Genomic DNA, 20,816 nt, shown 5'->3' with positions numbered 1-20,816 from the left:
ACCCGATCCGTCAATCCGCTGACCGGAAAGCAGTCCATCGTCGCCTTGTGCCGGAAGCTGTTGAATGTGCTGTTTGCGATTTGTACGAAGAAACAAGCGTTTGACGCGGAGCGAATGAAACAGGACGTCTTGTCCCAGGTGCAACGGGCGGCCTAAGGCCTCCCCCTGCGAACGGAAGAATCGTTGGACAACGAGATGACACCGGAGAAGCTGGCGTGATTTTATCCATTCGACCTTGAGTCCCCAAAGGAGCTTGGCCGGCCTCCGCCTGATGACGAGACCGAACGAGGGAATGTTGGCGCGAAGACGCCCGGAGACATGGGAGGGTTCGTCCTCATCAGCGACGCGGAGATCCAAAGGGTGCATCGAATACGCTTCCCCCACGGCAGGAAAATATAACCAGCCGTGGCCGCGAAGCGCACCCTAGGTCTGTAAGATATCCACAAAACTGAAAAAGGATGTAAGAGATTTTGTCGAAAAATATTTTTTGGACACCCCTGAGGGGCCGAAAAGCCTTGATAAATCAACATTTCTAGAGGGAGGATATCCCGTATATAGAGCGTTTCTTCTTCTCCTCTTGCTCTTTTTTTGACGATTTGAAGAAACCGCCATGTCTCGTACCCTAATGTACAAAACAAGATATGGCCGATGATTTCAGGAATCGCGTGAGGAAAGACACCGGTCATCAACGGCTGCATGCCATATCCTGTGGCGACTCCTCTCACGATCACGCCTAGCATTGCTGCGTTGTAACCGAGATAAAGGGTATTGGCCATTCCTAGCGTCAGCCATCCGCCAACCATCAAAATGGCTCCAACCATCAAGTTGTGGCCTAAAGTGGTCCAAAACGCCATGGAAGTCGGATGAATCGTAAGCTTTTGTGAAAAAATCACTGCTCCAAAAGCAAAACATACAATGTACACACCTAACGACAATAACATATACGGCAAATGAGTGTGAATCGCTCGTCTGATCACCGCAAATGCCTCCTCACGTGCGCCGAGCATATTGAGAACTATTCCATAATACAAGGTACAGCATCAAGACAAACAAAACGCTGTAACATGCCCAACTCCAACCTTTCAAAAGCATAAAAAAGGCAGAAAGAAGCGATGAAAAAACGGTTATGTAAATCAACAAGCGATGAAACGAATGATTTCCGGCCGCAATCACCATATACCCCGCATAATCACGCGGAGATGTCAATGCCGCCTGCTCACCGCTGGCTAAAACAAGGCAGAATACTTCATAATCGGTGCGCAAAATCCGCTTGACAACAAGCGAATAGACGGGCATCATCACCACAGCTCCCATTGCTGCCCAAAGCCCTCCACGCATCCCCAATAATCCTATGTATTCGAGAAGTAGCAATCCTACTGCCGTCATGCATGGGTAGACGCCTAATCGCTCAAGCAGCGTCCATTTCGCTTCGATTAACGGTACAAGAGGAGGTGGAGAAAGAAGACGAAACACAGTGAGACGCTCCATCTCGCTTTCAAACTGAAAAATGTCGCGAAAGACGTCGGTAATGGCCCGCAACGTCCCTGTCATGACGATATACATTTCAAACATAAACAAAAACAAAATGATCGACCCGTTATGAACAATCGGCAACAGCGCCAAATTCGCTCCTGCGACCAAAAACCATTCCCCTGGCAAAAATAGCGACCAAGGCGGTTTCGTCAACTCACGGGCTTGGCGTGTTAACAGACAAAGATCTTTATATAAAATTGCATTATTCGTGCTGCGAATTTTTAACGACTCTATGACACGTTGATGCCATGAATATAGCATGTACGCTGTCTTGTCAGAATGAGACGCACGAGTGAAAGAAAAGCAAATCAAAGCCAACAGAGCGAATCCAGCACCGATGAATGATAAAGTTGTACTTGAAAATAACCACCCTTCCCTCCAACTTGTCATGCGTTCATAAAACAGCTGTTGCCAATGAGCAACATAACCATCCATATACACAAGGTAAGAGAGCGACAACCCATACATTCGAACCGCTTGGCGGGACAATTGCAGCAACGGCACAATCGCCGCAAGCACGACATAACCAATCGCGAATGATGCCATTCGAAAGAAAAAGGCAGAAAATGCGCCTATCGCTCTAAAAGTTGAGCCACGCACTATATGCGATGTCACATAAAGAAGCAACAACATCGTATGTCCAAACCATACGAATGATGCGCCTGTGATCCCGAACATCATCATCAACCCAATGGAAGGAGGCAACCAAATCGGCAATAGCCGCAGAAGAGACACAGCATAGTGGATTTTGAGCAATCGCTGCCACACCTCGTCATCCCGCACTCCAGACAGACGCACATAATGATAATGGTATTGACGTTGCAATGCCTCTTTGGACTCAAGCAAAACTCCTATGAAAGGACTGACAGACATGAAAAAAAGAGCTCCCATAACCATAGAAGGGCGAAACAGCGTCGAGGATCGAGCGCAAAAGGCTACAACCACAGCCGATGAAACAAGCCATTTCGCCGCTTCCACCAAGAACATGGTCATCTTCGGGGAAAAAGGCGATTTTCTCTGCAACGGCGCCAAACTGCTTCGTTGTCGTTGTTGATATAACAGCCATACGAGTTTCATTTCTCTTCCCCCACATTGATTTACTCATTAGGAACGGCAGGGAGTTTTTCCCCTGCCGTTTTGCCTTTTACCATGCAATCGCTGCTGCTTTTCCTCGTTCCGCCACTATTTTTTTCACCGTCGCGACAAAAGCTGACCACCCAATTTCCAAAATGGCGTCGACTCCACCTGACAAAATAGCGGTGATCCCAAGAATAATAGAAATGAGAGTGGAGCCGGTCAACACAATCGAAACAACCGTCGTCGCGATTGTCTGTGACACGCCGAGCGTCCCGGCAACAAGCGCCAGCAAACTCATAACCTATCGCCTCCTTCCAGTAAATGATAATCGATCAAAACTTTTTTCAAAAACATTCTGTGTCTATCTCATCCTTCGCACTAAACGAGAATAAACCCTGCCGTAAAGCAGCACCAATACAATAAATCCTATTTTGATGGGCATGCTGGCCGCTTTTAGGCGAAAAGCAACTCCAATCAACACAACAAGCGGCAGGCTAATCAGAATAAAATACGGCCACGACCATTGTTTCACCCACTTCACTCCTGTCTGCGATGCGGTTTCTAGTAAATTCCTTGTTAATATCATCCATTTTAATTATACACCTTGACTCTAAAAAACCCGTGGTGCTAGTTGAGCGTCAGCGCTCAACCAGCCCTAGTGTGACCAAGGAATAAGCCAACAAGATGCCATCGAGTGCCACTTCAAACCCGGCCATGGAATTCGCTCGAATGTCGGTGATCCGGTATTGGTCTACGAGAATCGAAAACACCGTCTCGATGACTTTGCGTTTTTTCCTGATCCATTCTTCCCATGCCTTGGATGGGCCGTGCTTTTGATTGTGTCGAGACGGTGTCCAGAACGCGGCTTGGTGTTCTTCGTACAGCTTTTCTCGAAGAGCGTGGCTGATGTACCCTTTGTCCCCAAAGTTGTAGGGATGAGGGATTTGAGTCATCACCGTTTCAGCGGCTTTGACGTCGTGGCAGGACGCTTCCGTCACGACATAGCCCATGGCCAGCCCTTGATTGGTCACTTGAAGATGCAGCTTGAAACCGTAGTACCATTGCTTTTTGGAAGCACAATACCCCATATCYGCGATCCCTCGAAATCGCTTGACGCGCTGCATTCTYRCGGGATGGCACAACGGAAGAGGCAAGCTGTCGACGACCGCATAAGCATGGTGTTGGCCACGTTTCGCCAGCTCATGACGGATCCATTTGATGGCGAAACCAAGCGCCCGGCAGCGGCGGTTGTATCGGGAGCGTTCAAGAAACGAGCCGTTTGTGAACAAATTTCCCGTGACAAAACGATGCCAGGCTCGTTCGGAAGAAAAGCCCAGCAGCTTCCCCAAAAGGTGAACCGCCATGACCACTTCGTCTTCTTGCTTGACCAAGTGACGGTTGCGGCGATGAAGATMCATTTGAATCAACGACAGTTGGGCAGAAACAAAACAGAAAATAGCGGCATATTGTTTTTGAAGTTTGGCTGGATCTGTAGTAAAATGAAAGTGCTCTTGCATGGGGGATCTCTCCTTTCGAATGTTGGGTGACACTTTCATTCTACTGGAGATCCGCCAGCAAGGGCTATTTTTATGCTTGATCAAGTTTATCTAGCACCACGGGTATAAAGATATTTTGTTAGTCATTTCCGCCGCTTTGTGCTTTACGGCCGGGGCCGATCGGCGAGCCGCTTTTGAAACGTTTCGCGCCAGCTTGCGGATAAGGCCGGATGGCTGGCGATTTGCTTCATGGCAGCAACATTGTCGCGCTCATGATAGTAAATGTGATTGATATACGCGATGGATAGCGCCCCCACGCCCCGTTCGACGAGAACGAGCGGCGCGCCTGGAGCGACGACGCCCTCTTTGAGAACGCGAAAGTAAAACCCGCTTTTTCCTGTCTGGCAGACGGCTTTCGGCAAATCGGGCAGCTGATGTTTGAACGCCAATTTGGAGCACGGCTGGCGCGGCTGCGACACTTGTACGAGCGCTGTGCCGGCGGCATAAATGTCGCCAAGACATACATCGTCTTCCGTCAACCCGAGAAGCGTCCAGTTTTCGCCAAACGCCCCCGCCGTAAATGGGCGGCCGTATCGCTCTTCCCAATAGACGAAATGCTCGGACGGATAGGCGCAAATCGCTTTATCTTCTCCTCCGTGATGGATGAGGTCGGCTTGTCCATCTCCAGCCAAGTTTTGTTTGCCGACCGCAACGGGATGAGCGACCGGCGTTTTGTCAATGCCGGTTGTGATCCGCTGGCCGCCGATGTGGAGCGTTTTCGGCTTCCCGACATTAATGGAGAGAATCTGCATCGCGTTCACCCCCATACCGCCTCGGCGATGAGCCGGAAGCTTGCGAGTTTATCCTCGAAGTCGTATGTAATCGTCACGAGCATGATTTCCTCTGTTTCATACGTTTCGCTCAGCCGATACAGCTTGTCTTTGACGCGCGTCGGACTGCCGACGATCATCCGCCGCCGGTTGTCTTCCACCCGTTTGCGCTCATACGGGCTGTACGGATACGCAGCCGCTTTTTCCGGGCTTGGCGTGCCGTTCAGCGCCATCCCTTGCTCGATCATAAGAAGCGACAGATCAAGGCTGCCGGCGATCCATTCCGCTTTTTCATCCGTTTCGGCGCAAATTGCAAACACCGCGACCATTCCGCGCGGCTCGGCCAAATACGGCGATGGAACAAACCGGTCACGGTACAGCCGCATATAATGTTCGCCGCCTTCCCCGTTGATAAACTGGGCGAACACATACGGCAGCCCTTTATCGGCTGCCAGCTTCGCCGTTTCCGAACTGGAGCCGAGCAGCCATAGTTCCGGCGGGGACTGCACGATCGGCGTCGCCTTGACGCCATAAAGCGGGTGGACGGGCGGAAGCGCATCGTGCAAATACCCAAGCAAGTCATCGATTTGCTCCCGATAGCGATCCGCTGAACGCGGCCGGCCGTCTTGGAGCGCCATCGTCGCCCGCGGCATGCCGCCGGGTGCCCGCCCGATGCCGAGATCGACGCGGCCGGGATGAAGGCCGGCAAGCACATGGAAGTTTTCCGCCACCTTGTACGGGCTGTAATGCGGCAGCATCACGCCGCCTGAGCCGATGCGGATGCGCGACGTTTTCGCTCCGATGTGTCCGAGCAGCACTTCCGGCGACGAACCGGCAAGGCTGTTTGTATCGTGGTGTTCCGACACCCAAAACCGCTTATAGCCGAGCTGCTCAACGTGTTGGGCGAGCTTGACGGTGTTCTCGAGCGCTTCTTCTGCCGTCATGCCTTCGGCGATCGGCGACTGGTCGAGGACGCTCAGTTGCAGCGCCATTGCGATTCCTCCTTCTTCCGCCGCAGCGGTGGAAATAATGATTAGTTTCTATTATGCGCTGTTTTGCTTCGGTTTGTCCATTCATTTGTCCACCCGCCTAGCAAAAAACCGATCCGCCGTCGGCGGATCGGCCAATCCCGTCAAGATGCGCGGCAGTGCGGCGATAATAAAACATCGGGTGGGATACGGGCGGTGCGGCAGCTGGCCCGTACACGCGCGGGGTCATGTGTTTATTCATATAAATCAATGCACAAACGCCTCCTTTCCGTCGTCTATGTGGCATCATATGCCGAGCTGTGCAGTTCGGTTTGGGCGCTGGATTTGTGACACCCGCCTTCCTTTTGATATAATGAAAGAAAATATTGGAGAAAGGGTGTTGTTGATGCCAGCTGTCGAATCGAACATGTTTCCCCTCGGCAAACAAGCGCCGTCGTTTTCCCTCACGAATGTCATCGATGGCAACGTCGTCCGTCTTGAGGATGTGAAATCGGACGTCGCAACCGTCATTATGTTCATTTGCAATCACTGCCCATTTGTCAAGCATGTCCAGCACGAGCTTGTTCGCCTCGCGAACGATTATATGCCCAAAGGGGTGTCGTTTGTCGCCATCAACTCCAACGATGCGGAACAGTATCCAGAAGATTCACCCGAAAACATGAAAAAGGTGGCGGAAGAGCTCGGCTATCCGTTTCCGTATTTGTACGATGAGATGCAAGAGGTGGCGAAAGCATACGACGCCGCTTGCACCCCGGACTTTTACATTTTCGACCGGGATCTGAAATGCGTCTACCGCGGCCAGTTGGACGACTCGCGCCCGAACAACGGCATCCCGGTCACCGGGGAGTCGATCCGCACCGCGCTGGATGCTTTGTTGGAGGGCCGCCCGGTGCCGGAAAAGCAAAAGCCGAGCATCGGCTGCAGCATTAAATGGAAACAAACACTGTAACAATGTGCTTGACTTTTCATTGTGAAGCGGGTATGATGGAAAAAGCATCATTCGTTCGTTGCGGAATCGCCACCGCCGTGCCGTTGGCTTGCGAGTGCAGCCGGCACGGCATTTTTGTGGCCGCGATCTACTGAACAAATTCACACTGGCGCCGCCTCGGAGCGGCAAGGATGGATGAGAGGAAGGGCTTCCATTGTTTTTGTTTCCTTTCCTTGAGTTTTCGTAATTTATGTTATGTAAACAAAAGGAGAACGAGGAGATGGCGGAAGGGCGATATTGGGTGTTTGTGTATGGAACGTTGCTGACTGGCGAAGAAAACCATGAAGTGGCCGCTCCATACTTTCGCGCCGCGTGTCCAGGGAAAGTAAACGGCCGCTTATACAATGTCGGTCCGTACCCCGCGCTTGTGCTTGGAGAAGAGGGGGAAGTGGAAGGGGAGTGGCTGACGGTGACGGAAGAAGGGCTCAAGGCAATGGATGAGCTCGAGGATTACGTTGAAGGGCGGTGCGATAACGAATACGAACGGGTGTGGGTTCGCGACGCGTGCAAACCGATCGAAGGATATGTGTACGTCTATCCGCCGGAAAAAGCGGCCGGCTTGCCGCTTATTCCGTCCGGATCATGGCGGCGGCGTGAGGAGAAAATGTAACATCTAGAAACAGCCTGTGAGGAACGGTCATCCTCTGGGCTGTTTATTTTTTACATGAATATGAAAACGGTTGTAAAAAATCGTTATAAAAATACAGAAAAATTGCTAAAAAAGTGTTGCCAAACGGCCACTCTTTTTCTATAATAAAAGCATGTTAGAAAAATAAACGTACGAATGTGAGGTAATGTTACATGTCGAAAACGTTCGTTTCCTCCACCCAAACGGGATTGCTCGAACAAATTAAAGAAACGATCCAACAAAAGAACGTTGAGCTTCTTCATTTGCAGTTTGTCGACATTGAAGGGATCTTAAAGCACGTGACCGTGACGGCTGAACAGCTTGATGATGTTGTCGAAGGGAAAATCATGTTTGATGGTTCGTCGATCAAAGGCTTCTCGCCGATCAACCGTTCCGACTTGTATCTTCTTCCGGATTTGAATACGTTTGCTGTTTTGCCGTGGACGGTCGAGGAAGGCTATGCGGAAGCGCGCTTTCTCTGCTCGGTGACCAATCCGGACGGCACGCTGTTTGAAGGCGACCCGCGCAACGTGCTGAAAAAAACGATCGAGCGGGCGGCGGAAAAAGGATATACGATCTCGGTCGGTCCGGAGCTGGAGTTTTTCCTGTTCAAAGCCGATGAAAACGGCAATCCGACGCTCGAGCTCCATGATGGCGGCGGTTATTTCGAACCGTCTCCTAAAGACTTGGGCGAACGCGTTCGCCTTGAAATTTACCGCGCCTTAAAAGCGATGGGCTTTACGATTGAAGCGTCGCACCATGAAGTGGCGGAAGGCCAGCATGAGATCAACTTCAAATATGCCGATGCGCTCGGTGCGGCTGACAATGCGACGACGTACAAATGGGTTGTCAAAACGATTGCCAGCAAGTTCGGCCTCCATGCGACGTTTATGCCAAAACCGGTGTTTGGCATCAACGGTTCAGGCATGCATGTCAACATTTCCCTCTTCAAAGATGGGGAAAATGCGTTCTTTGATCCGAACGATGCGAACCAGTTGTCAGAAACAGCGTACCAATTCATCGCGGGCTTGCTGAAAAACGTAAAACACTTCGCGGCGGTTACGAACCCGCTTGTCAACTCGTACAAACGGCTTGTGCCAGGGTATGAAGCGCCTTGCTACATCGCTTGGTCCGCTTCCAACCGTTCGGCGCTCATCCGCATTCCGGCCAAACGCGGCGTTGCGACGCGCGTTGAGCTCCGTTGCCCGGATCCGTCGGCGAATCCGTATTTGGCGTATGCCATCATCGCTGCCGCTGGCCTTGACGGTGTCGAAAAAGGGTTAACCGCTCCGGCGCCGATTGATGAAGACATCTTCCATATGTCGGAAGAACGACGTGCGGAGCTTGGCATTGACAACTTGCCGGAAAACTTGGGCGAGGCCATCGCAGCGCTAGAAAGCGGAGAAATCGGCCGCGCGACGCTTGGCGAGCACGTATTCAACGAATACGTCGCGATGAAAAAAGACGAATGGAACAGCTACCGCACGGCGGTCCACGCTTGGGAAGTCGAGCGGTATCAAGGAAAGTTCTGATCGAAAGCCACCATCCAAAAGGTGCCCCGCCGCCATATTCGGGGCGCCTTTTTTTCTGCAGGCAGCTGTTTGTCTTGATGGACGGCCGCGCGGCGCCTTCCGCCCGTCGGCCGCCAAGCTGCCGGCGTTCGCAACGTCATCTTGCGCGTGGGGAGGAAAAGATGACTGCATTTTTTTATTTTTTAAATTCATAGTTGACATCTATGAATAATGAGATTTAAATTATAAGTAACGCGCTCAACCATTGCAAACGGAGGGAAACCAATGAAAAAACTGATCGTTTTTGTGTTTGTAGGATTTATCGCCCAGCTGATTGACGGCTCGCTTGGAATGGCGTATGGCCTCACGTCGTCGACGTTGTTATTGACGTTCGGCGTTGCTCCGGCCGTCGCCTCGGCGTCCGTTCATTTGGCGGAAGTGGTGACGACGGCGGCATCTGGCGTTTCCCATTGGAAGTTCGGCAACATCGACCGCCGCATGGCCTTTAGGCTCATCATTCCCGGGTCGGTCGGCGCGTTTGTCGGAGCCTGCTTTTTAAGCAACTTGCCGGGAGATTTGATTAAACCATATGTATCCTTGTTTTTGTTGGCGCTTGGTTTTTACATTATTTATCGATTTTTAGTGTTGAACGGACGTGCGCCGTCGACGCCCGGAAAACAGTGGTCCAATAAGCAGCTCGTCCCTCTCGGATTGGTGGCTGGCTTCCTTGATGCGACCGGCGGTGGAGGATGGGGGCCGATTGCGACGCCGGTGTTGTTGGCCAATAAAAGCACGGAAGCGCGCAAGGTGGTCGGCACCGTCGATACATCCGAATTTGCCGTCGCGCTGTCGGCGACGCTCGGATTCGTCATTTCGCTTGGTTGGGAGCAAGTGAACTGGCACTGGGTGCTGACGCTCATGGCTGGCGGGGTCATCGCTGCGCCGATCGCGGCTTGGCTTGTGCGTAAACTGCCGTCCCATTTGCTTGGAGTGTTGGTTGGCGGATTGATTATTTTGACAAACGTTCGCACGCTTCTGCACGCTTGGGAAGCCCCGGCGCCGGTTTATCCTGCTGTGTACGGCCTCATCGTCATCGGCTGGGCGGCGGCAGTATGGGTGGCGATCAGAAATGGACGGAAAGGAAAGGCGACTGGCAGGGAGTTGGCGTCGTAAGCATTAGGGGGCGCTTGGCAAACGACAGTGTCTTTCCGTTGGCGGCAGCGTTGGATGCGATCGGGTTGAGCATCAGGGAGCTTGTTCGTGCTGCAAAGGGCAACGGTCGACAGCGCCTGCCCTCAAAAATAGCGCGCGGAGCAGTTGTTGCCCCGTTGACGACAGTTGAAACGAGAAGGTGGCTCTTGCCCTCTGGGCAGGGGCTGCTTTTTTATCAACCCCTGTAGCGGGAAGCCGGTTTCTATGGTGAACTACCCACCACCTACGCTTCGCTTAGAGGTGGGGGCTTCAAGCGACTTGTGTGTGTTCGCTGAACGGTAAGCCACACACAAGAACCCTTTACGCTTCCCTTCGTTCCGAAGGTGTCCGTTCTAGCCATATTCTATCATATTCGTTGGCTAACGCCAACCGAAATTCATCTCCCACTTTCACTGGTGCTGGCGCACCTTCACGTTTAGAAGTAGGAGACTTCTTTCGGAGGGAAGTTAAAATATTCGGCATCATCAACCAAAGGGGGAGAGGGAACAAGGCACAGCCGCTTGATCTCGGCCGCCGCATTTCACTCATCGATTTGTATGATTTGCGCATGCCGCGGCGCACCGGTACATACGTGCTTCACGAAGAGAACTTGGCGATCGTGGAAACAGGGCCAAGCCCGTCGGTGCCGTATTGCTTGCTGGGTTGAAAGCGTTTTATATTGATCCGTCTGATATTCGCTATATCATCGTCACCCAACGGTGATCATTCGATTGGCCTGGCCGATTCGGCTGGGTTTCTTTTTTGACGGGAAAGCGAAAATTGGAAAAACAGGAAAAACTGTTTTTGTGTGTTCGGTTTTTAGGCGGATCATTTCGTGAAATCGCGGTGTATATGTTAGAGTGGAAATAAGCGATCCTGATTCCTGTTGGAAAGAGCGTCCATGAGCAAGGGGGAACGGAAGAGTGAAACAGAGGCGGTCCGTCATGCATCACATTGGCGTCGGGCTCATCATCGCATCGTTCGTCGTTGGGGTCATTCCGCCCATCGCGCCATTTTTACCGTTTTCGACTGCGGCCAAAGCGTCGATCGTTGCGGTTGCCATTGTGACGGCGGAAATCATGTTTTGGATCGGGGTGCTGTTGGTTGGAAAGGAAGCGGCGTCGAAGCTGAAGAAGTATTGGGATCCGAAACATTGGCGAATAAAACGGCGGTTGTCGGATCAAACCAATGATGGCGAACAACGCCAAGACGGATCGCGAAAGATGACAACGATGAAGAAATGAGGTGGTTGCATGCGACGGAGCACAGTTGCGCTTCTCATAGCCGTTGCCGCCCTGTCCGGAGTACTTTGGCTTGGCGGCCTGGCATTGGCGGTGCAAGACCAGTTTTTTTCGGCCGCCAAGCCGCCGACGAAAGAACAACGGCCGCCGACGGCTGAAACAAGGCAACATGACGAGAAAATGGATATTGTTGCTCTTGGCGATTCGTTGACGAGAGGAACGGGCGATGAAAGCGGAAAAGGGTATGTCGGCTATATGGTCGATGAGCTTCGCCGGCAAACGGACAAACCGATCCGTGTGACGAACTTGGCCATCCGCGGCCTTCGCTCTGACGGACTGCTTCGCCAGCTTGGCCAGCCTGAGATTCAGCGGCAAGTCGCCATGGCGGATCTTATTGTGATGACCATCGGCGGCAACGACTTGTTTCAAGGCGGGGAAGCGTTGAAACTGGATCGAAAGCAGCTGAATGAGGCGAAACGGCGATATGTAGCCAACCTAGACCGCATTTTCGCCGCGCTGCGCCGCTTCAACAGCGAAGCGGTCATTTTTGCGATCGGTTTGTACAACCCGTTTGGCGATTTAGACGATGCCAAATGGACGTCGGCGGTTGTGCGCGATTGGAATTTTGCATCAGCGGAAGTGGCGGCCCGCTATCCGAACATCGTCGCGGTGCCGACGTTTGACTTGTTTGCCTTGCATGTCAATGATTATTTATATAGCGACCATTTCCATCCAAACAAAGAAGGGTACAAGCGGATTGGAGAGCGCGTCGCCTCGCTCATCACGTTGACGGAGGAGGACGAGCGATGACCAAACGGGCGACATTGATGGTCAAAGAGCTGCGAAAAACGATTCGCGGCAAGGAAATTATTAAAGGCATTTCGTTTGAGCTGCATGAAGGGGAAGTATTCGGTTTTTTAGGGCCAAACGGCGCGGGAAAAACGACGACGATCCGCATGCTCGTCGGGCTCATTCGGCCGACGGCGGGGACGGTGGCAATTGGCGGGTATGACCTTCATCGCCAGTTTACCGACGCGATCCGCCAGATCGGCTGCATCGTCGAAAACCCAGAAATGTATCCGTATTTAACAGGCTGGGAAAACCTTGAACATTTCGCCCGCATGATGCCGGGAATTGGTGCAGATCGCATTATGGAAGTGGCGAAGCTCGTCGGGCTGGAACAGCGCATCCATGACCGGGTGGACACGTATTCGCTCGGCATGCGGCAGCGGCTCGGCATTGCGCAGGCGCTGCTTGGAAAGCCGAAGGTGCTCATTTTGGACGAGCCGACCAACGGACTTGACCCGGCCGGCATTCGTGAAATGCGCGCCTTCATCCGCTTTTTGGCGGAAACGGAAGGGTTGAGCGTCCTCGTTTCATCGCATTTGTTAAGTGAAATTCAATTAATGTGCGACCGCGTCGCCATTATGGCGAAAGGGCGGCTCTTGGCGGTCGACACGGTGGAGCGGCTGTTAAACCAGCAGGCGCGCGTCGTTTGGAAAGCCGTTCCGATCGAGCGGGCGCGGGCGCTGTTGGCCGAGGAAACCGAGGTGCTGCGCGCTGATGAAGAGACGATCGTCACGCCATATGAGCCGTCGAGACTAGCCGCTTGGAACGCCAAGCTTGTCCAAGCCGGCGTCTCGGTGTCGGAAATTGAACCGCGGCTGCCGACGCTCGAAGATTTGTTTATCGAGCTGACAGGGGGCGAAACGATTGAGTAAGCTCGTGTATAATGAAATGTTGAAAATCGTCCGCAAAAAGCGGCTATGGGTGATCGCCGCCATCATTGCGGTGCTCGTCGCCTTGTTTACATACGCCCAATACCGCGAGACGGAAGAGTTGAGAAAACGGCTTGGCACGACCGACTGGCGGACGCAGCTGCAGCAGCAAATCGTCGATTTGCAAAACCGCTTGCAGTCGCCGAGCATGTCGGAAGAATGGCGGAAGTATTTGCAAATCCGTCTCAAGCAGCAGCAGTATTACTTAGAACATAACATCAACCCGTCCGCTCCCGGTGCGCCGACGTTTATGCGCACGTTTATCGAAAACGCCATCGACTTGTTTTTGCCGCTTTTAGTGATGGTGGTGGCGGCCGATTTAGTGTCGTCCGAGGCGAGCGCGGGAACGATCAAACTGCTGCTTGTCCGGCCGGTGAAGCGGTGGAAAATTTTGTTGAGCAAATATATCGCGTTGCTCCTGTCGGTGTCGCTCATTATGCTGATGGCGGCGGTGCTGTCGTATGCCATCTCCGGACTCGTGTTTGGATATGGCGGCTTCCGTCTGCCGCTATTGACCGGTTTTGTCCCTCAAGGAGAGGATCTCGATACAACGAACGTTCACATGATTCCGCAATGGAAATACATTTTGATCGAGCTTGGGCTCGCCACGTTTGTGAGTGCTGTTGTCGGCACGCTGACGTTTATGTGTTCCGTGCTGCTTCGGAGCACGGCGGCGGTGATGGGCATTATGCTCGCGGCATTGATTTCTGGCGCGATTTTGTCGAACATGGTGTCGTCATGGCATTCGGCGAAATATTTGTTTATGGTCAATTTGCGGCTGACGGATTACATAAAAGGAGCGGCTCCGCCGATTGAGGGGATGACGCTTGGCTTTTCGATGGCCGTGCTGGCCGTTTGGGGGCTTGTCGCCCTCATCGTCGCTTTTGTTGTTTTTACGCGGCGGGATGTGTATTGAGAAGGAGAGCAATAAAACCGCGGGGAATCCCATCGCGGTTGTTTCAACGAGCGTTGCGAACAACTCTTTGGCCTTTTCAAAATCGCCAAGCAGCGAGTATAATATACCTGTATTGATATGGGCTTTTGTGTTGATAAACAGCTCCCAGAGGATTAACATAAAGGCCGTGGCGTAGCGTTGCTGCATCAAATTGCCGAAACCCGGAAACGAAAAGGAAAAAAGGCGACGACAAGCGGATGACGCAAATGGAAATGGGTGGTTGTCAATTGCGACAAATGCGCCCGTTTGCGCCGCGCCGGCGGAATGAGTTTCACAAAGCGCCCCCTTTCCTTTACACGGTTGCTGTGTTTTTAGTAGTAGAAAAAAAGGAGCGGCAGCTATGCAGGTCGTTTCAGAAAAAAGATCAATTTTCATCCGTTATGGCGAAAAAAAGATAAAAAAACTATTGACTTTCCTTTGAGGTTCATATAAAATATGAATTGTCGCAAGGTAAACCAGCCTATGTCGGGAAGTAGCTCAGCTTGGTAGAGCACACGGTTCGGGTCCGTGAGGTCGCAGGTTCAAATCCTGTCTTCCCGACCATTATAGACATGGGGCCTTAGCTCAGCTGGGAGAGCGCCTGCCCCGCACGCAGGAGGTCATCGGTTCGAATCCGATAGGCTCCATTTTCATACGGAGGAATACCCAAGTCTGGCTGAAGGGGGCGGTTTCGAAAACCGCTAGGGGTGTCACAGCCCGCGGGGGTTCGAATCCCTCTTCCTCCATTTCTAATATCCATCTTGTCAAATTGTAAATCATGAACCCCTTGATACGACTGCGTTGGCAGTCGTTTTTCATTTTTTTTGGGAATCCTTTTGACTTTTCTTCAAATCTTTTAACATGTTCAGCGTCTTATCATCAATCGTAATCGTTCGTTTCGAATCGAAAACACCGTCTCGATGGCATCTTTTTTTTGAATTTATGTATATACTATGTATATACGAAATGAAAGGAGAGAGGTATAGTGGAATTAAACAAACAGAAAGGAGTGTCAATCATGACAATAACAGTTCAAAAATGGGGAAACAGCCTTGCGGTTCGTATCCCAAGCGTGATTGCTGAACGTTTAGCACTTCATCAAGGATCAGAAGTGGAGGTGATCGTTGAGAACCAAGCGATCAAGTTGATCCCGAAAAAGAAAAAGCCGACATTGGAGGAACTTTTGGCTAAAATCACGCCGGAAAATCGCCATGCTGAAATTGATTTTGGAACAGAAGGGAATGAATTGTTCTGATGCAAGCGCCGGATCGTGGGGATCTTGTTTACGTCAATTTCAATCCACAAGCAGGGCATGAGCAGGCAGGAAAAAGGCCCGGCATCGTTCTATCACCAAAGCGGTTCAATCAATTGACAGGGTTTGCGGTGCTTTGCCCGATCACCCGGCAACAAAAAGGATATCCATTTGAAGTGGAATTGCCATCAGGCTTGGCCGTTGAAGGCGTGATTTTAACCGATCAGGTCAAAAGTTTAGATTGGCGCGCCCGACAGCTTCAAATAGTAGGACGGGCGCCCAATGAAGTTGTTTCGGATTGCTTGGATCTGATTCATACTTTTCTTTCGTGAAAGGCCATTTATATTGGCCTTTTGTTCACTTTTAGCATACTTTTTGCGTACCTTTTTGCCCTTCACGCTCCTTGAGGCGGGAGACTTCCTTCGGATATTTTGTTAAAAAGGCAGAATCGAGCAACGAAAAGAAGGCGGATCGTCCCGCTTTTTTGCATGGATTGACACACTGGAGATTATTTTGCACAAATGCTGTTTTTCAGCCGCCACAACCGCGGCGAGGAAACGGAGCTAAACGTGACCGCCCCGCGAAAAACTCGCCTTCTTCTTTATGCCGGCGAGCCGGTGAACGAACCGGTCGTCGCCTACGGGCCGTTCGTCATGAACACGCCGGAACAAATCCGCGAGGCGATTCGCGATTACCAGGAAGGGCGGTTTGGGCGAAAATGGAAGGGAAAGAGCCGATTCGTTGTATGGCTCTTTCTTTTTTGTTATCATGTTCACAAAAAGAAGCCGTTGGGTTGTTCAAGGAGGACATAGTCATGAACCAAGTCATCGAAACGATTCTCCAGCACCGTTCGATCCGCCGGTTTGAAGACAGGCCGCTCACGGATGAACAAATCCGCACGATCGTCGAATGCGCCCAGGCGGCATCCACTTCAAGCTATGTTCAAGCGTACTCGATCATCGGGGTGAAAGATCCGGAGAAAAAACGGAAGCTCGCCGAGTTGGCGGGAAATCAATCCTATGTCGAGCATAACGGCCATTTCTTTGTCTTTTGCGCTGATTTTCACCGCCATGAGCTCATTGGCGAGCTAGAAGGAAAAGACGTGCTTCCATCGCTTGAGAGTACGGAAAAGTTTATGGTTGCGCTGATTGACACGGCGCTTGCGGCGCAAAACGCCGCCATTGCCGCGGAGTCGATGGGGCTTGGCATCTGCTACATTGGCGGGCTGCGCAACAACTTGCCGGAAGTATGTGCGCTGCTAAATGTGCCGAAGCGGGTCATTCCGCTGTTTGGGCTTGCCGTCGGCTATCCTGCACAAACGCCGGATCAAAAGCCGCGGTTGCCGTTTGAACACGTTTATCATGAGGACGAATACAACCAAGACCGCGCCCGATTCCTCGAACAATTGCAACGCTACAACGAAACGGTTTCGGCATATTATGAGCAGCGGACAAACGGCCGGCGCCGCGACACATGGACCGGGCAGATGGCCGATATGCTCAGCCGCCAAGTCCGGATGTACATGAAGGAGTTTGTGGAAGGGAAAGGGTTCAATTTACGGTAGCCTCGCTGCAGGCAGGAGCCCCCAGCTCCCATTCCCGAAGTCCAAGAGGTTCGTAAGAAAGGAGAGAACGAAAGTGGACAAAATCCGGCAACTGGCGCAATGGATCAAAGAGGCGAATACAATCGCCGTTCTGACCGGGGCCGGGATGAGCACGGAGTCCGGCATTCCTGATTTTCGCAGCGAAAACGGCCTTTACGCCCAAGAGGACCATGTCGAATATTATTTGTCAGAGCATTATTACAAAAAAGATCCGATTGATTTTTGGCGTCGATTCAAGCGGATGTTTTCATTAAAAATGATGGGCGGCTTTGCCCCGAATGACGGGCATCGGTTTCTCCGCTGGCTTGAGGAGATGGGCAAGACGGTGACGATTTTGACGCAAAATATTGACGGGCTGCATACGAAAGCAGGAAGCACGAATGTCATTGAGCTGCACGGCACGCTGCAGACGGCGACATGCCCGTCATGCGGCAACAAGTATGATCTGTCGTTTATCAACCGTCACGAGGTGCCGCGCTGTGAAAAGTGCCAGACGATTGTCAAACCGGATGTCGTTTTGTTTGGCGGGCTCGTGCCGCGCATGGAAGAAGCGTTTGCTGCGGCGGCCGCCAGCGACTTGCTTCTGGCGATGGGAACAAGTTTGGAAGTGGCGCCCGTGAATCAAATCCCGTTTTATGTCGCCGCCGAATCGCCGGCAACAAGGAAAGTATTGATCAACAAAACAGCGACAAGAATGGACGGGATGTTTGACCTTGTCATTTATGGCGGAATCGGGGAAACGGTCGCTAGCGTGCGCAAGCAAATACAGGCGGAATAGATCGATAGATTTCATGCCAACGGGAGAACACATATGGCGTTTTCCCGTTGGACAAAAAATCAAAAAAGGTATTGTACTTTTCAGAACATTCTAATATAATAAAGATAACATACCAACCGGTTGGTATTTTGATGAGTGGAGCCGAGCATAAAGGCGTAACGGAAAACGGAGGGGACCATCATGTATTTGCGCTTAACGGACGAGCAGCGCATGGTGCAAAAAGCGATCCGCAAGTTTGTCGAAAAAGAATTGATGCCGCTCGAAAATGAAGTATTGCGCAATGAGCGTCCAGCCAGCTTAATTTTCGAAAACGTGCGCGTGTCGGAAGAAAACATTTTAGGCGAGCTGCATCACGGCTATAAGCTTGGGCTTGAGTGGATCGGCTACGCCCGCTGGGTCGTCGGCGCTCGTGCGGTCGGAGCGGCCGAGCGGCTTTTGCAAATGGCCATTGACTATTTTGGGATTCAGCGAAAGCTTGGGAGCGACGTATGTGTCGAACGACTACAAAGACATTATCGCTTTTGCCATCCTCGTCATCATTTTAACGGTCAAACCGAACGGACTGTTTGCCAAGGAGGGACATTGATGGCTGTATTCGCCAACCGGCGCTTATGGATCGCCGTTCTTGCGGCGCCGGCTGACATCGTTCGCATTATGACGTTTTTTTGATTCGTTAATGATAGAATTGCCGCCTGGAAGCACTGTTTCGGGTTGATCAATTCTTATTGTGTACTTATTATCATAAAAAACTATGTTCTAAATAATCAAATAAACAAATAGAAAAATTTTCAATAATGCGATAAAATAAAACTGCTCTGCCACATGATGAATCTAATCACAGGAGGGGAGAGACCGACCATGCGGGAAATGGCCCTCGGCCTTGCCGCCTCGTTCTTTTTTGCCGTTACGTTCATATTGAACCGGTCTATGGAACTAGCTGGCGGGAGTTGGACGTGGAGCTCGTCACTTCGTTTTTTCTTTATGGTTCCGCTGTTGTTTGTCATTCTTCTTGCCCGCCGCAATCTCGGTCCGGTTTGGCGCGACATGAAGCGCCATCCATGGACATGGATCGTCTGGGGGACGGTCGGCTTCGGCTGTTTCGAAGGCCCAGCCTTCGTATCGGGTGGAGGGAGAGCGGTGAAAACGAGCATCTATATAGACTCCCATGACAAAAAAATTTCGTCACCATCGGAGGGATGAAAAGACCTCTATGTTGAATTTTACAACTTTACACATTTTGGAGTTCGGGTATTTTCAGGATAGATGCAACGAAGAAGTTTAACATATCCTTGACGGAAAAGCGGTTTGTCCATTTTCGACTGTCGAAGGCAAGCCATAGGCTTGCCCCGTCACGCCAAGGCGTGACGGAAGACCGAACAACCACCTGCTTCACAAACCCATATATGGGTCTGTGAAGCGGCGTTGTTCGGTCGCCTGACAGTCGATAAAAGCTGCAAATGGTAAATCTTCAAATTGCATCTATATACGCGCTGCTGGCCTGCCATGCGGCTGTGATTTATCTCTGGATTAGCGACTGGGACGTGCTTATGACGCCCGTGGGTCTTGTCGTATGGGGCGGAGGGGTTGCTGTCAGCCTCACCATCCTTCACTTTCGCCCCCGTATTCATCCCTGTTTGCCGCCTGCTTCCTTCAGATTCTGCGTCGCCGCAGAAGCTAACTGCTACTTCTGCCTTCGCAGTTCGGGACTTTCACCCTATAGACTGCACCCGTGCCGGGCGCACACGATGACGGCGGCGTCGATGCTTGCCGCCGTCTGTTCATTGATCATCGAATGGGCGGTGCGCTCGATGCCGTAGGAACACTTGGTCAGTCGTTGCGGCCGTCAGCGGCCCGGAAGGCTTCTGGAGCGATCCGGCGGCCAACCGCATACATGATCGGTGCGCCGATCGCCATGACAACAAACTCGCCAATGGCCGTCGTCAGCCATGTGAGCCAAAACGGAAAGCCGAGCGCGAGCTTTAGTTCAAAGGCGATGATGGCCATGGTCACGGTAAACGACAACGTATTGATCGCCATACGCGCCCAAATGTTCTCGACATAACGCATAGAAACAATCGTGATGAGAAGCGCCAGCACCGACTGGCCGACGCCGAATACAAGATCATACGCGACAATCGGCGAGAAAAACAAATTGGCCAAAAAGACGCCGAGCACGATGCCCACGGCGTATGTTCGGCGGAATACGACTAGGTGGTTTAACATTTCTGAGACGCGAAACTGAATGTTCGTAAAGCCAAACGGCTGGATGAACGCCGTCACGGCGATATACACGGCGGCGATCAAACCGTTTGTCGCCATCGTTCGAACGTTCATGGTATCCTCTCCTCTCGTGCATGATGATATGATTGTAGCATGCCATTCTCGTGAACGAAAGGAGCGGGATCCATGGCTGCAAAGAAACAAGCAGCAGACCGATACGGTTCCGTCTGGGAGGTCGCAATTACGGCGCTTCGCCTCGGCTTGACGTCATTTGGCGGACCGGTCGCATAGGTTGTAATAAAGAATTTCCGACTTCCATGTCCCGTCTTTACTTTATCACCTAACAAGCTGGCACGGTGACAAGAAGAGCGAACAATGCCATGTAACTCATATTTCGCAACCTTTGCATAATATACAAAAAATAACCAAAATATTCGCATAAAAATAAATTTTTATACAAATATTGTAAAATAACTAATTTTTATTCACTCAAATCAGGCTTATTTTGAATTTTTATTCAGGGTGCGAAATGTGAGATGTAAAACAAAATTGCAACTTAATATAGATCGATCAACAGCAGCGCCAGCCAAGAGAAACGCTATGAGAAAATGGATGGTCACAATAGCAGGCGGGAGGTCAAACCAGACAACTAGGGGCCGAGTGCGATCTGCGCCGCAAGCAATCCAGCCGCCGCCAACCGTCGTGGCGAGCACGATGGCGTCGATCGTCAACCTCGTTAGGACTGGCCAAGTTGGTTTAGTTTTCCG

The 20,816-nt window shown here is 51.5% G+C and carries 22 protein-coding genes, 3 tRNA genes and 5 pseudogenes; 21 read left to right on the top strand and 9 right to left on the bottom strand.

Going from position 1 to position 20,816, the window contains the following annotated elements:
• Nucleotides 1-156 (top strand): annotated as a pseudogene (locus AP057_RS17155) (IS110 family transposase); the annotation flags it as partial.
• Nucleotides 157-221: 65 nt separating this feature from the next.
• Here the strand turns inward: AP057_RS17155 and AP057_RS17955 are convergent.
• From AP057_RS17955 to AP057_RS13760, 7 genes are all read right to left on the bottom strand, one after another.
• Nucleotides 222-977, bottom strand: coding sequence for a stage II sporulation protein M (locus AP057_RS17955; RefSeq protein ID WP_235468584.1), 756 nt, complete (start codon nt 975-977; stop codon nt 222-224).
• Nucleotides 978-990: 13 nt separating this feature from the next.
• Nucleotides 991-2,610: a hypothetical protein gene (locus AP057_RS13780; protein WP_055358987.1), complete on the bottom strand. Its 1,620-nt coding sequence runs from the start codon at nt 2,608-2,610 to the stop codon at nt 991-993.
• Between the two features lie 67 nt (nt 2,611-2,677).
• Entirely contained in the window at nt 2,678-2,908 is a 231-nt protein-coding gene (locus tag AP057_RS13775) for an uberolysin/carnocyclin family circular bacteriocin (protein WP_050368312.1), read from the bottom strand.
• Between the two features lie 63 nt (nt 2,909-2,971).
• Nucleotides 2,972-3,142 (bottom strand): hypothetical protein, encoded by a 171-nt coding sequence (locus AP057_RS17605; RefSeq protein ID WP_171698115.1) that lies wholly within the window; start codon nt 3,140-3,142, stop codon nt 2,972-2,974.
• Between the two features lie 106 nt (nt 3,143-3,248).
• Nucleotides 3,249-4,127 (bottom strand): IS982-like element ISGsp1 family transposase, encoded by an 879-nt coding sequence (locus AP057_RS13770; protein WP_055358986.1) that lies wholly within the window; start codon nt 4,125-4,127, stop codon nt 3,249-3,251.
• A gap of 143 nt (nt 4,128-4,270) precedes the next feature.
• On the bottom strand, nt 4,271-4,918 hold the full coding sequence (locus AP057_RS13765) for an MOSC domain-containing protein (protein ID WP_055358985.1): 648 nt from the start codon (nt 4,916-4,918) through the stop codon (nt 4,271-4,273).
• A 5-nt stretch (nt 4,919-4,923) separates the two neighbouring features.
• Nucleotides 4,924-5,928: an LLM class flavin-dependent oxidoreductase gene (locus AP057_RS13760; RefSeq protein ID WP_033016728.1), complete on the bottom strand. Its 1,005-nt coding sequence runs from the start codon at nt 5,926-5,928 to the stop codon at nt 4,924-4,926.
• A 382-nt stretch (nt 5,929-6,310) separates the two neighbouring features.
• Between AP057_RS13760 and AP057_RS13755 the strand changes: the two genes are divergently transcribed.
• The 9 genes and pseudogenes from AP057_RS13755 to AP057_RS13720 all read left to right on the top strand — a co-directional run bounded on the left by AP057_RS13755 (nt 6,311) and on the right by AP057_RS13720 (nt 14,178).
• Nucleotides 6,311-6,874: a thioredoxin family protein gene (locus AP057_RS13755; protein ID WP_055358984.1), complete on the top strand. Its 564-nt coding sequence runs from the start codon at nt 6,311-6,313 to the stop codon at nt 6,872-6,874.
• A 259-nt stretch (nt 6,875-7,133) separates the two neighbouring features.
• Nucleotides 7,134-7,523 carry a gamma-glutamylcyclotransferase gene (locus AP057_RS13750; RefSeq protein WP_033016731.1) on the top strand — a complete coding sequence of 130 codons (390 nt, stop codon included), beginning with the start codon at nt 7,134-7,136 and terminating at the stop codon, nt 7,521-7,523.
• Between the two features lie 191 nt (nt 7,524-7,714).
• Nucleotides 7,715-9,073 (top strand): type I glutamate--ammonia ligase, encoded by a 1,359-nt coding sequence (gene glnA / locus AP057_RS13745; protein WP_055358983.1) that lies wholly within the window; start codon nt 7,715-7,717, stop codon nt 9,071-9,073.
• A 264-nt stretch (nt 9,074-9,337) separates the two neighbouring features.
• Nucleotides 9,338-10,225, top strand: a complete 888-nt coding sequence (locus AP057_RS13740; RefSeq protein ID WP_055358982.1) for a sulfite exporter TauE/SafE family protein — start codon at nt 9,338-9,340, stop codon at nt 10,223-10,225.
• A 586-nt stretch (nt 10,226-10,811) separates the two neighbouring features.
• Nucleotides 10,812-10,957 (top strand): annotated as a pseudogene (locus AP057_RS17950) (MBL fold metallo-hydrolase); the annotation flags it as partial.
• A gap of 230 nt (nt 10,958-11,187) precedes the next feature.
• The gene (locus tag AP057_RS13735) at nt 11,188-11,487 is read left to right on the top strand and encodes a transporter suffix domain-containing protein (protein ID WP_055358981.1); all 300 of its coding nucleotides are present in this window, start codon (nt 11,188-11,190) and stop codon (nt 11,485-11,487) included.
• A 9-nt stretch (nt 11,488-11,496) separates the two neighbouring features.
• Nucleotides 11,497-12,294 (top strand): SGNH/GDSL hydrolase family protein, encoded by a 798-nt coding sequence (locus AP057_RS13730; RefSeq protein ID WP_055358980.1) that lies wholly within the window; start codon nt 11,497-11,499, stop codon nt 12,292-12,294.
• Entirely contained in the window at nt 12,291-13,205 is a 915-nt protein-coding gene (locus AP057_RS13725) for an ABC transporter ATP-binding protein (RefSeq protein ID WP_055358979.1), read from the top strand. The genes AP057_RS13730 and AP057_RS13725 overlap by 4 nt, the downstream gene beginning before the upstream one ends.
• Nucleotides 13,198-14,178: an ABC transporter permease gene (locus AP057_RS13720; protein WP_055358978.1), complete on the top strand. Its 981-nt coding sequence runs from the start codon at nt 13,198-13,200 to the stop codon at nt 14,176-14,178. Before AP057_RS13725 ends, AP057_RS13720 begins: the two co-directional genes overlap by 8 nt.
• A 185-nt stretch (nt 14,179-14,363) precedes the next feature.
• Here AP057_RS13720 and AP057_RS18075 read toward each other — a convergent pair whose 3' ends face one another.
• Nucleotides 14,364-14,492: a hypothetical protein gene (locus AP057_RS18075; protein ID WP_255350138.1), complete on the bottom strand. Its 129-nt coding sequence runs from the start codon at nt 14,490-14,492 to the stop codon at nt 14,364-14,366.
• 191 nt (nt 14,493-14,683) lie between these two features.
• On the opposite strand from AP057_RS18075, the gene AP057_RS13710 reads away from it, so the two are divergent.
• The 11 genes and pseudogenes from AP057_RS13710 to AP057_RS13665 all read left to right on the top strand — a co-directional run bounded on the left by AP057_RS13710 (nt 14,684) and on the right by AP057_RS13665 (nt 19,029).
• Nucleotides 14,684-14,760, top strand: a tRNA-Pro gene (locus tag AP057_RS13710).
• Between the two features lie 10 nt (nt 14,761-14,770).
• Nucleotides 14,771-14,843: transfer RNA gene (locus AP057_RS13705), tRNA-Ala, on the top strand.
• A gap of 9 nt (nt 14,844-14,852) precedes the next feature.
• Nucleotides 14,853-14,942 (top strand) — tRNA-Ser (locus AP057_RS13700).
• A gap of 239 nt (nt 14,943-15,181) precedes the next feature.
• Nucleotides 15,182-15,451, top strand: coding sequence for an AbrB/MazE/SpoVT family DNA-binding domain-containing protein (locus tag AP057_RS13695; protein ID WP_023634676.1), 270 nt, complete (start codon nt 15,182-15,184; stop codon nt 15,449-15,451).
• A complete protein-coding gene (locus AP057_RS13690) occupies nt 15,451-15,780 on the top strand; it encodes a type II toxin-antitoxin system PemK/MazF family toxin (RefSeq protein WP_011231143.1) in 330 nt (109 codons plus the stop codon). Before AP057_RS13695 ends, AP057_RS13690 begins: the two co-directional genes overlap by 1 nt.
• A gap of 186 nt (nt 15,781-15,966) precedes the next feature.
• A pseudogene (locus tag AP057_RS13685) lies at nt 15,967-16,164 on the top strand (pirin-like C-terminal cupin domain-containing protein); the annotation flags it as partial.
• A 98-nt stretch (nt 16,165-16,262) separates the two neighbouring features.
• Nucleotides 16,263-17,012 carry an oxygen-insensitive NADPH nitroreductase gene (nfsA, locus tag AP057_RS13680; protein WP_033016745.1) on the top strand — a complete coding sequence of 250 codons (750 nt, stop codon included), beginning with the start codon at nt 16,263-16,265 and terminating at the stop codon, nt 17,010-17,012.
• Between the two features lie 73 nt (nt 17,013-17,085).
• The gene (locus tag AP057_RS13675; RefSeq protein ID WP_055358977.1) at nt 17,086-17,829 is read left to right on the top strand and encodes an NAD-dependent protein deacylase; all 744 of its coding nucleotides are present in this window, start codon (nt 17,086-17,088) and stop codon (nt 17,827-17,829) included.
• Nucleotides 17,830-18,114: 285 nt separating this feature from the next.
• A pseudogene (locus AP057_RS17945) lies at nt 18,115-18,285 on the top strand (acyl-CoA dehydrogenase); the annotation flags it as partial.
• A pseudogene (locus AP057_RS17940) lies at nt 18,284-18,415 on the top strand (branched-chain amino acid ABC transporter permease); the annotation flags it as partial. The pseudogenes AP057_RS17945 and AP057_RS17940, both read left to right, overlap by 2 nt.
• Before the next feature lie 272 nt (nt 18,416-18,687).
• Nucleotides 18,688-19,029: a multidrug resistance efflux transporter family protein gene (locus tag AP057_RS13665; RefSeq protein ID WP_055358975.1), complete on the top strand. Its 342-nt coding sequence runs from the start codon at nt 18,688-18,690 to the stop codon at nt 19,027-19,029.
• Nucleotides 19,030-19,656: 627 nt separating this feature from the next.
• Here the strand turns inward: AP057_RS13665 and AP057_RS13660 are convergent.
• Nucleotides 19,657-20,163, bottom strand: a complete 507-nt coding sequence (locus AP057_RS13660) for a QueT transporter family protein (RefSeq protein WP_033014176.1) — start codon at nt 20,161-20,163, stop codon at nt 19,657-19,659.
• Nucleotides 20,164-20,816: the final 653 nt, after the last annotated feature.

The organism is Geobacillus sp. Sah69 (assembly GCF_001414205.1).
Taxonomy (GTDB): Bacteria; Bacillota; Bacilli; order Bacillales; family Anoxybacillaceae; genus Geobacillus; species Geobacillus stearothermophilus.
Note: the sequence above shows the minus strand (reverse complement) of the source record. Positions and strands in the feature narration are given on the sequence as shown.

Coding starts and splice junctions, on each gene's coding strand:
- AP057_RS13765 (WP_055358985.1), bottom strand. CDS start 4,918: ATGCAGATTCTCTCCATTAATGTCGGGAAGCCGAAAACGCTCCACATC.
- AP057_RS13740 (WP_055358982.1), top strand. CDS start 9,338: ATGAAAAAACTGATCGTTTTTGTGTTTGTAGGATTTATCGCCCAGCTG.
- AP057_RS13735 (WP_055358981.1), top strand. CDS start 11,188: ATGCATCACATTGGCGTCGGGCTCATCATCGCATCGTTCGTCGTTGGG.
- AP057_RS13775 (WP_050368312.1), bottom strand. CDS start 2,908: ATGAGTTTGCTGGCGCTTGTTGCCGGGACGCTCGGCGTGTCACAGACA.
- nfsA (WP_033016745.1), top strand. CDS start 16,263: ATGAACCAAGTCATCGAAACGATTCTCCAGCACCGTTCGATCCGCCGG.
- AP057_RS13750 (WP_033016731.1), top strand. CDS start 7,134: ATGGCGGAAGGGCGATATTGGGTGTTTGTGTATGGAACGTTGCTGACT.
- AP057_RS13760 (WP_033016728.1), bottom strand. CDS start 5,928: ATGGCGCTGCAACTGAGCGTCCTCGACCAGTCGCCGATCGCCGAAGGC.
- AP057_RS13780 (WP_055358987.1), bottom strand. CDS start 2,610: ATGAAACTCGTATGGCTGTTATATCAACAACGACAACGAAGCAGTTTG.
- AP057_RS13690 (WP_011231143.1), top strand. CDS start 15,451: ATGCAAGCGCCGGATCGTGGGGATCTTGTTTACGTCAATTTCAATCCA.
- AP057_RS13755 (WP_055358984.1), top strand. CDS start 6,311: ATGCCAGCTGTCGAATCGAACATGTTTCCCCTCGGCAAACAAGCGCCG.
- AP057_RS13660 (WP_033014176.1), bottom strand. CDS start 20,163: ATGAACGTTCGAACGATGGCGACAAACGGTTTGATCGCCGCCGTGTAT.
- AP057_RS13725 (WP_055358979.1), top strand. CDS start 12,291: ATGACCAAACGGGCGACATTGATGGTCAAAGAGCTGCGAAAAACGATT.
- AP057_RS13665 (WP_055358975.1), top strand. CDS start 18,688: ATGCGGGAAATGGCCCTCGGCCTTGCCGCCTCGTTCTTTTTTGCCGTT.
- AP057_RS13730 (WP_055358980.1), top strand. CDS start 11,497: ATGCGACGGAGCACAGTTGCGCTTCTCATAGCCGTTGCCGCCCTGTCC.
- glnA (WP_055358983.1), top strand. CDS start 7,715: ATGTCGAAAACGTTCGTTTCCTCCACCCAAACGGGATTGCTCGAACAA.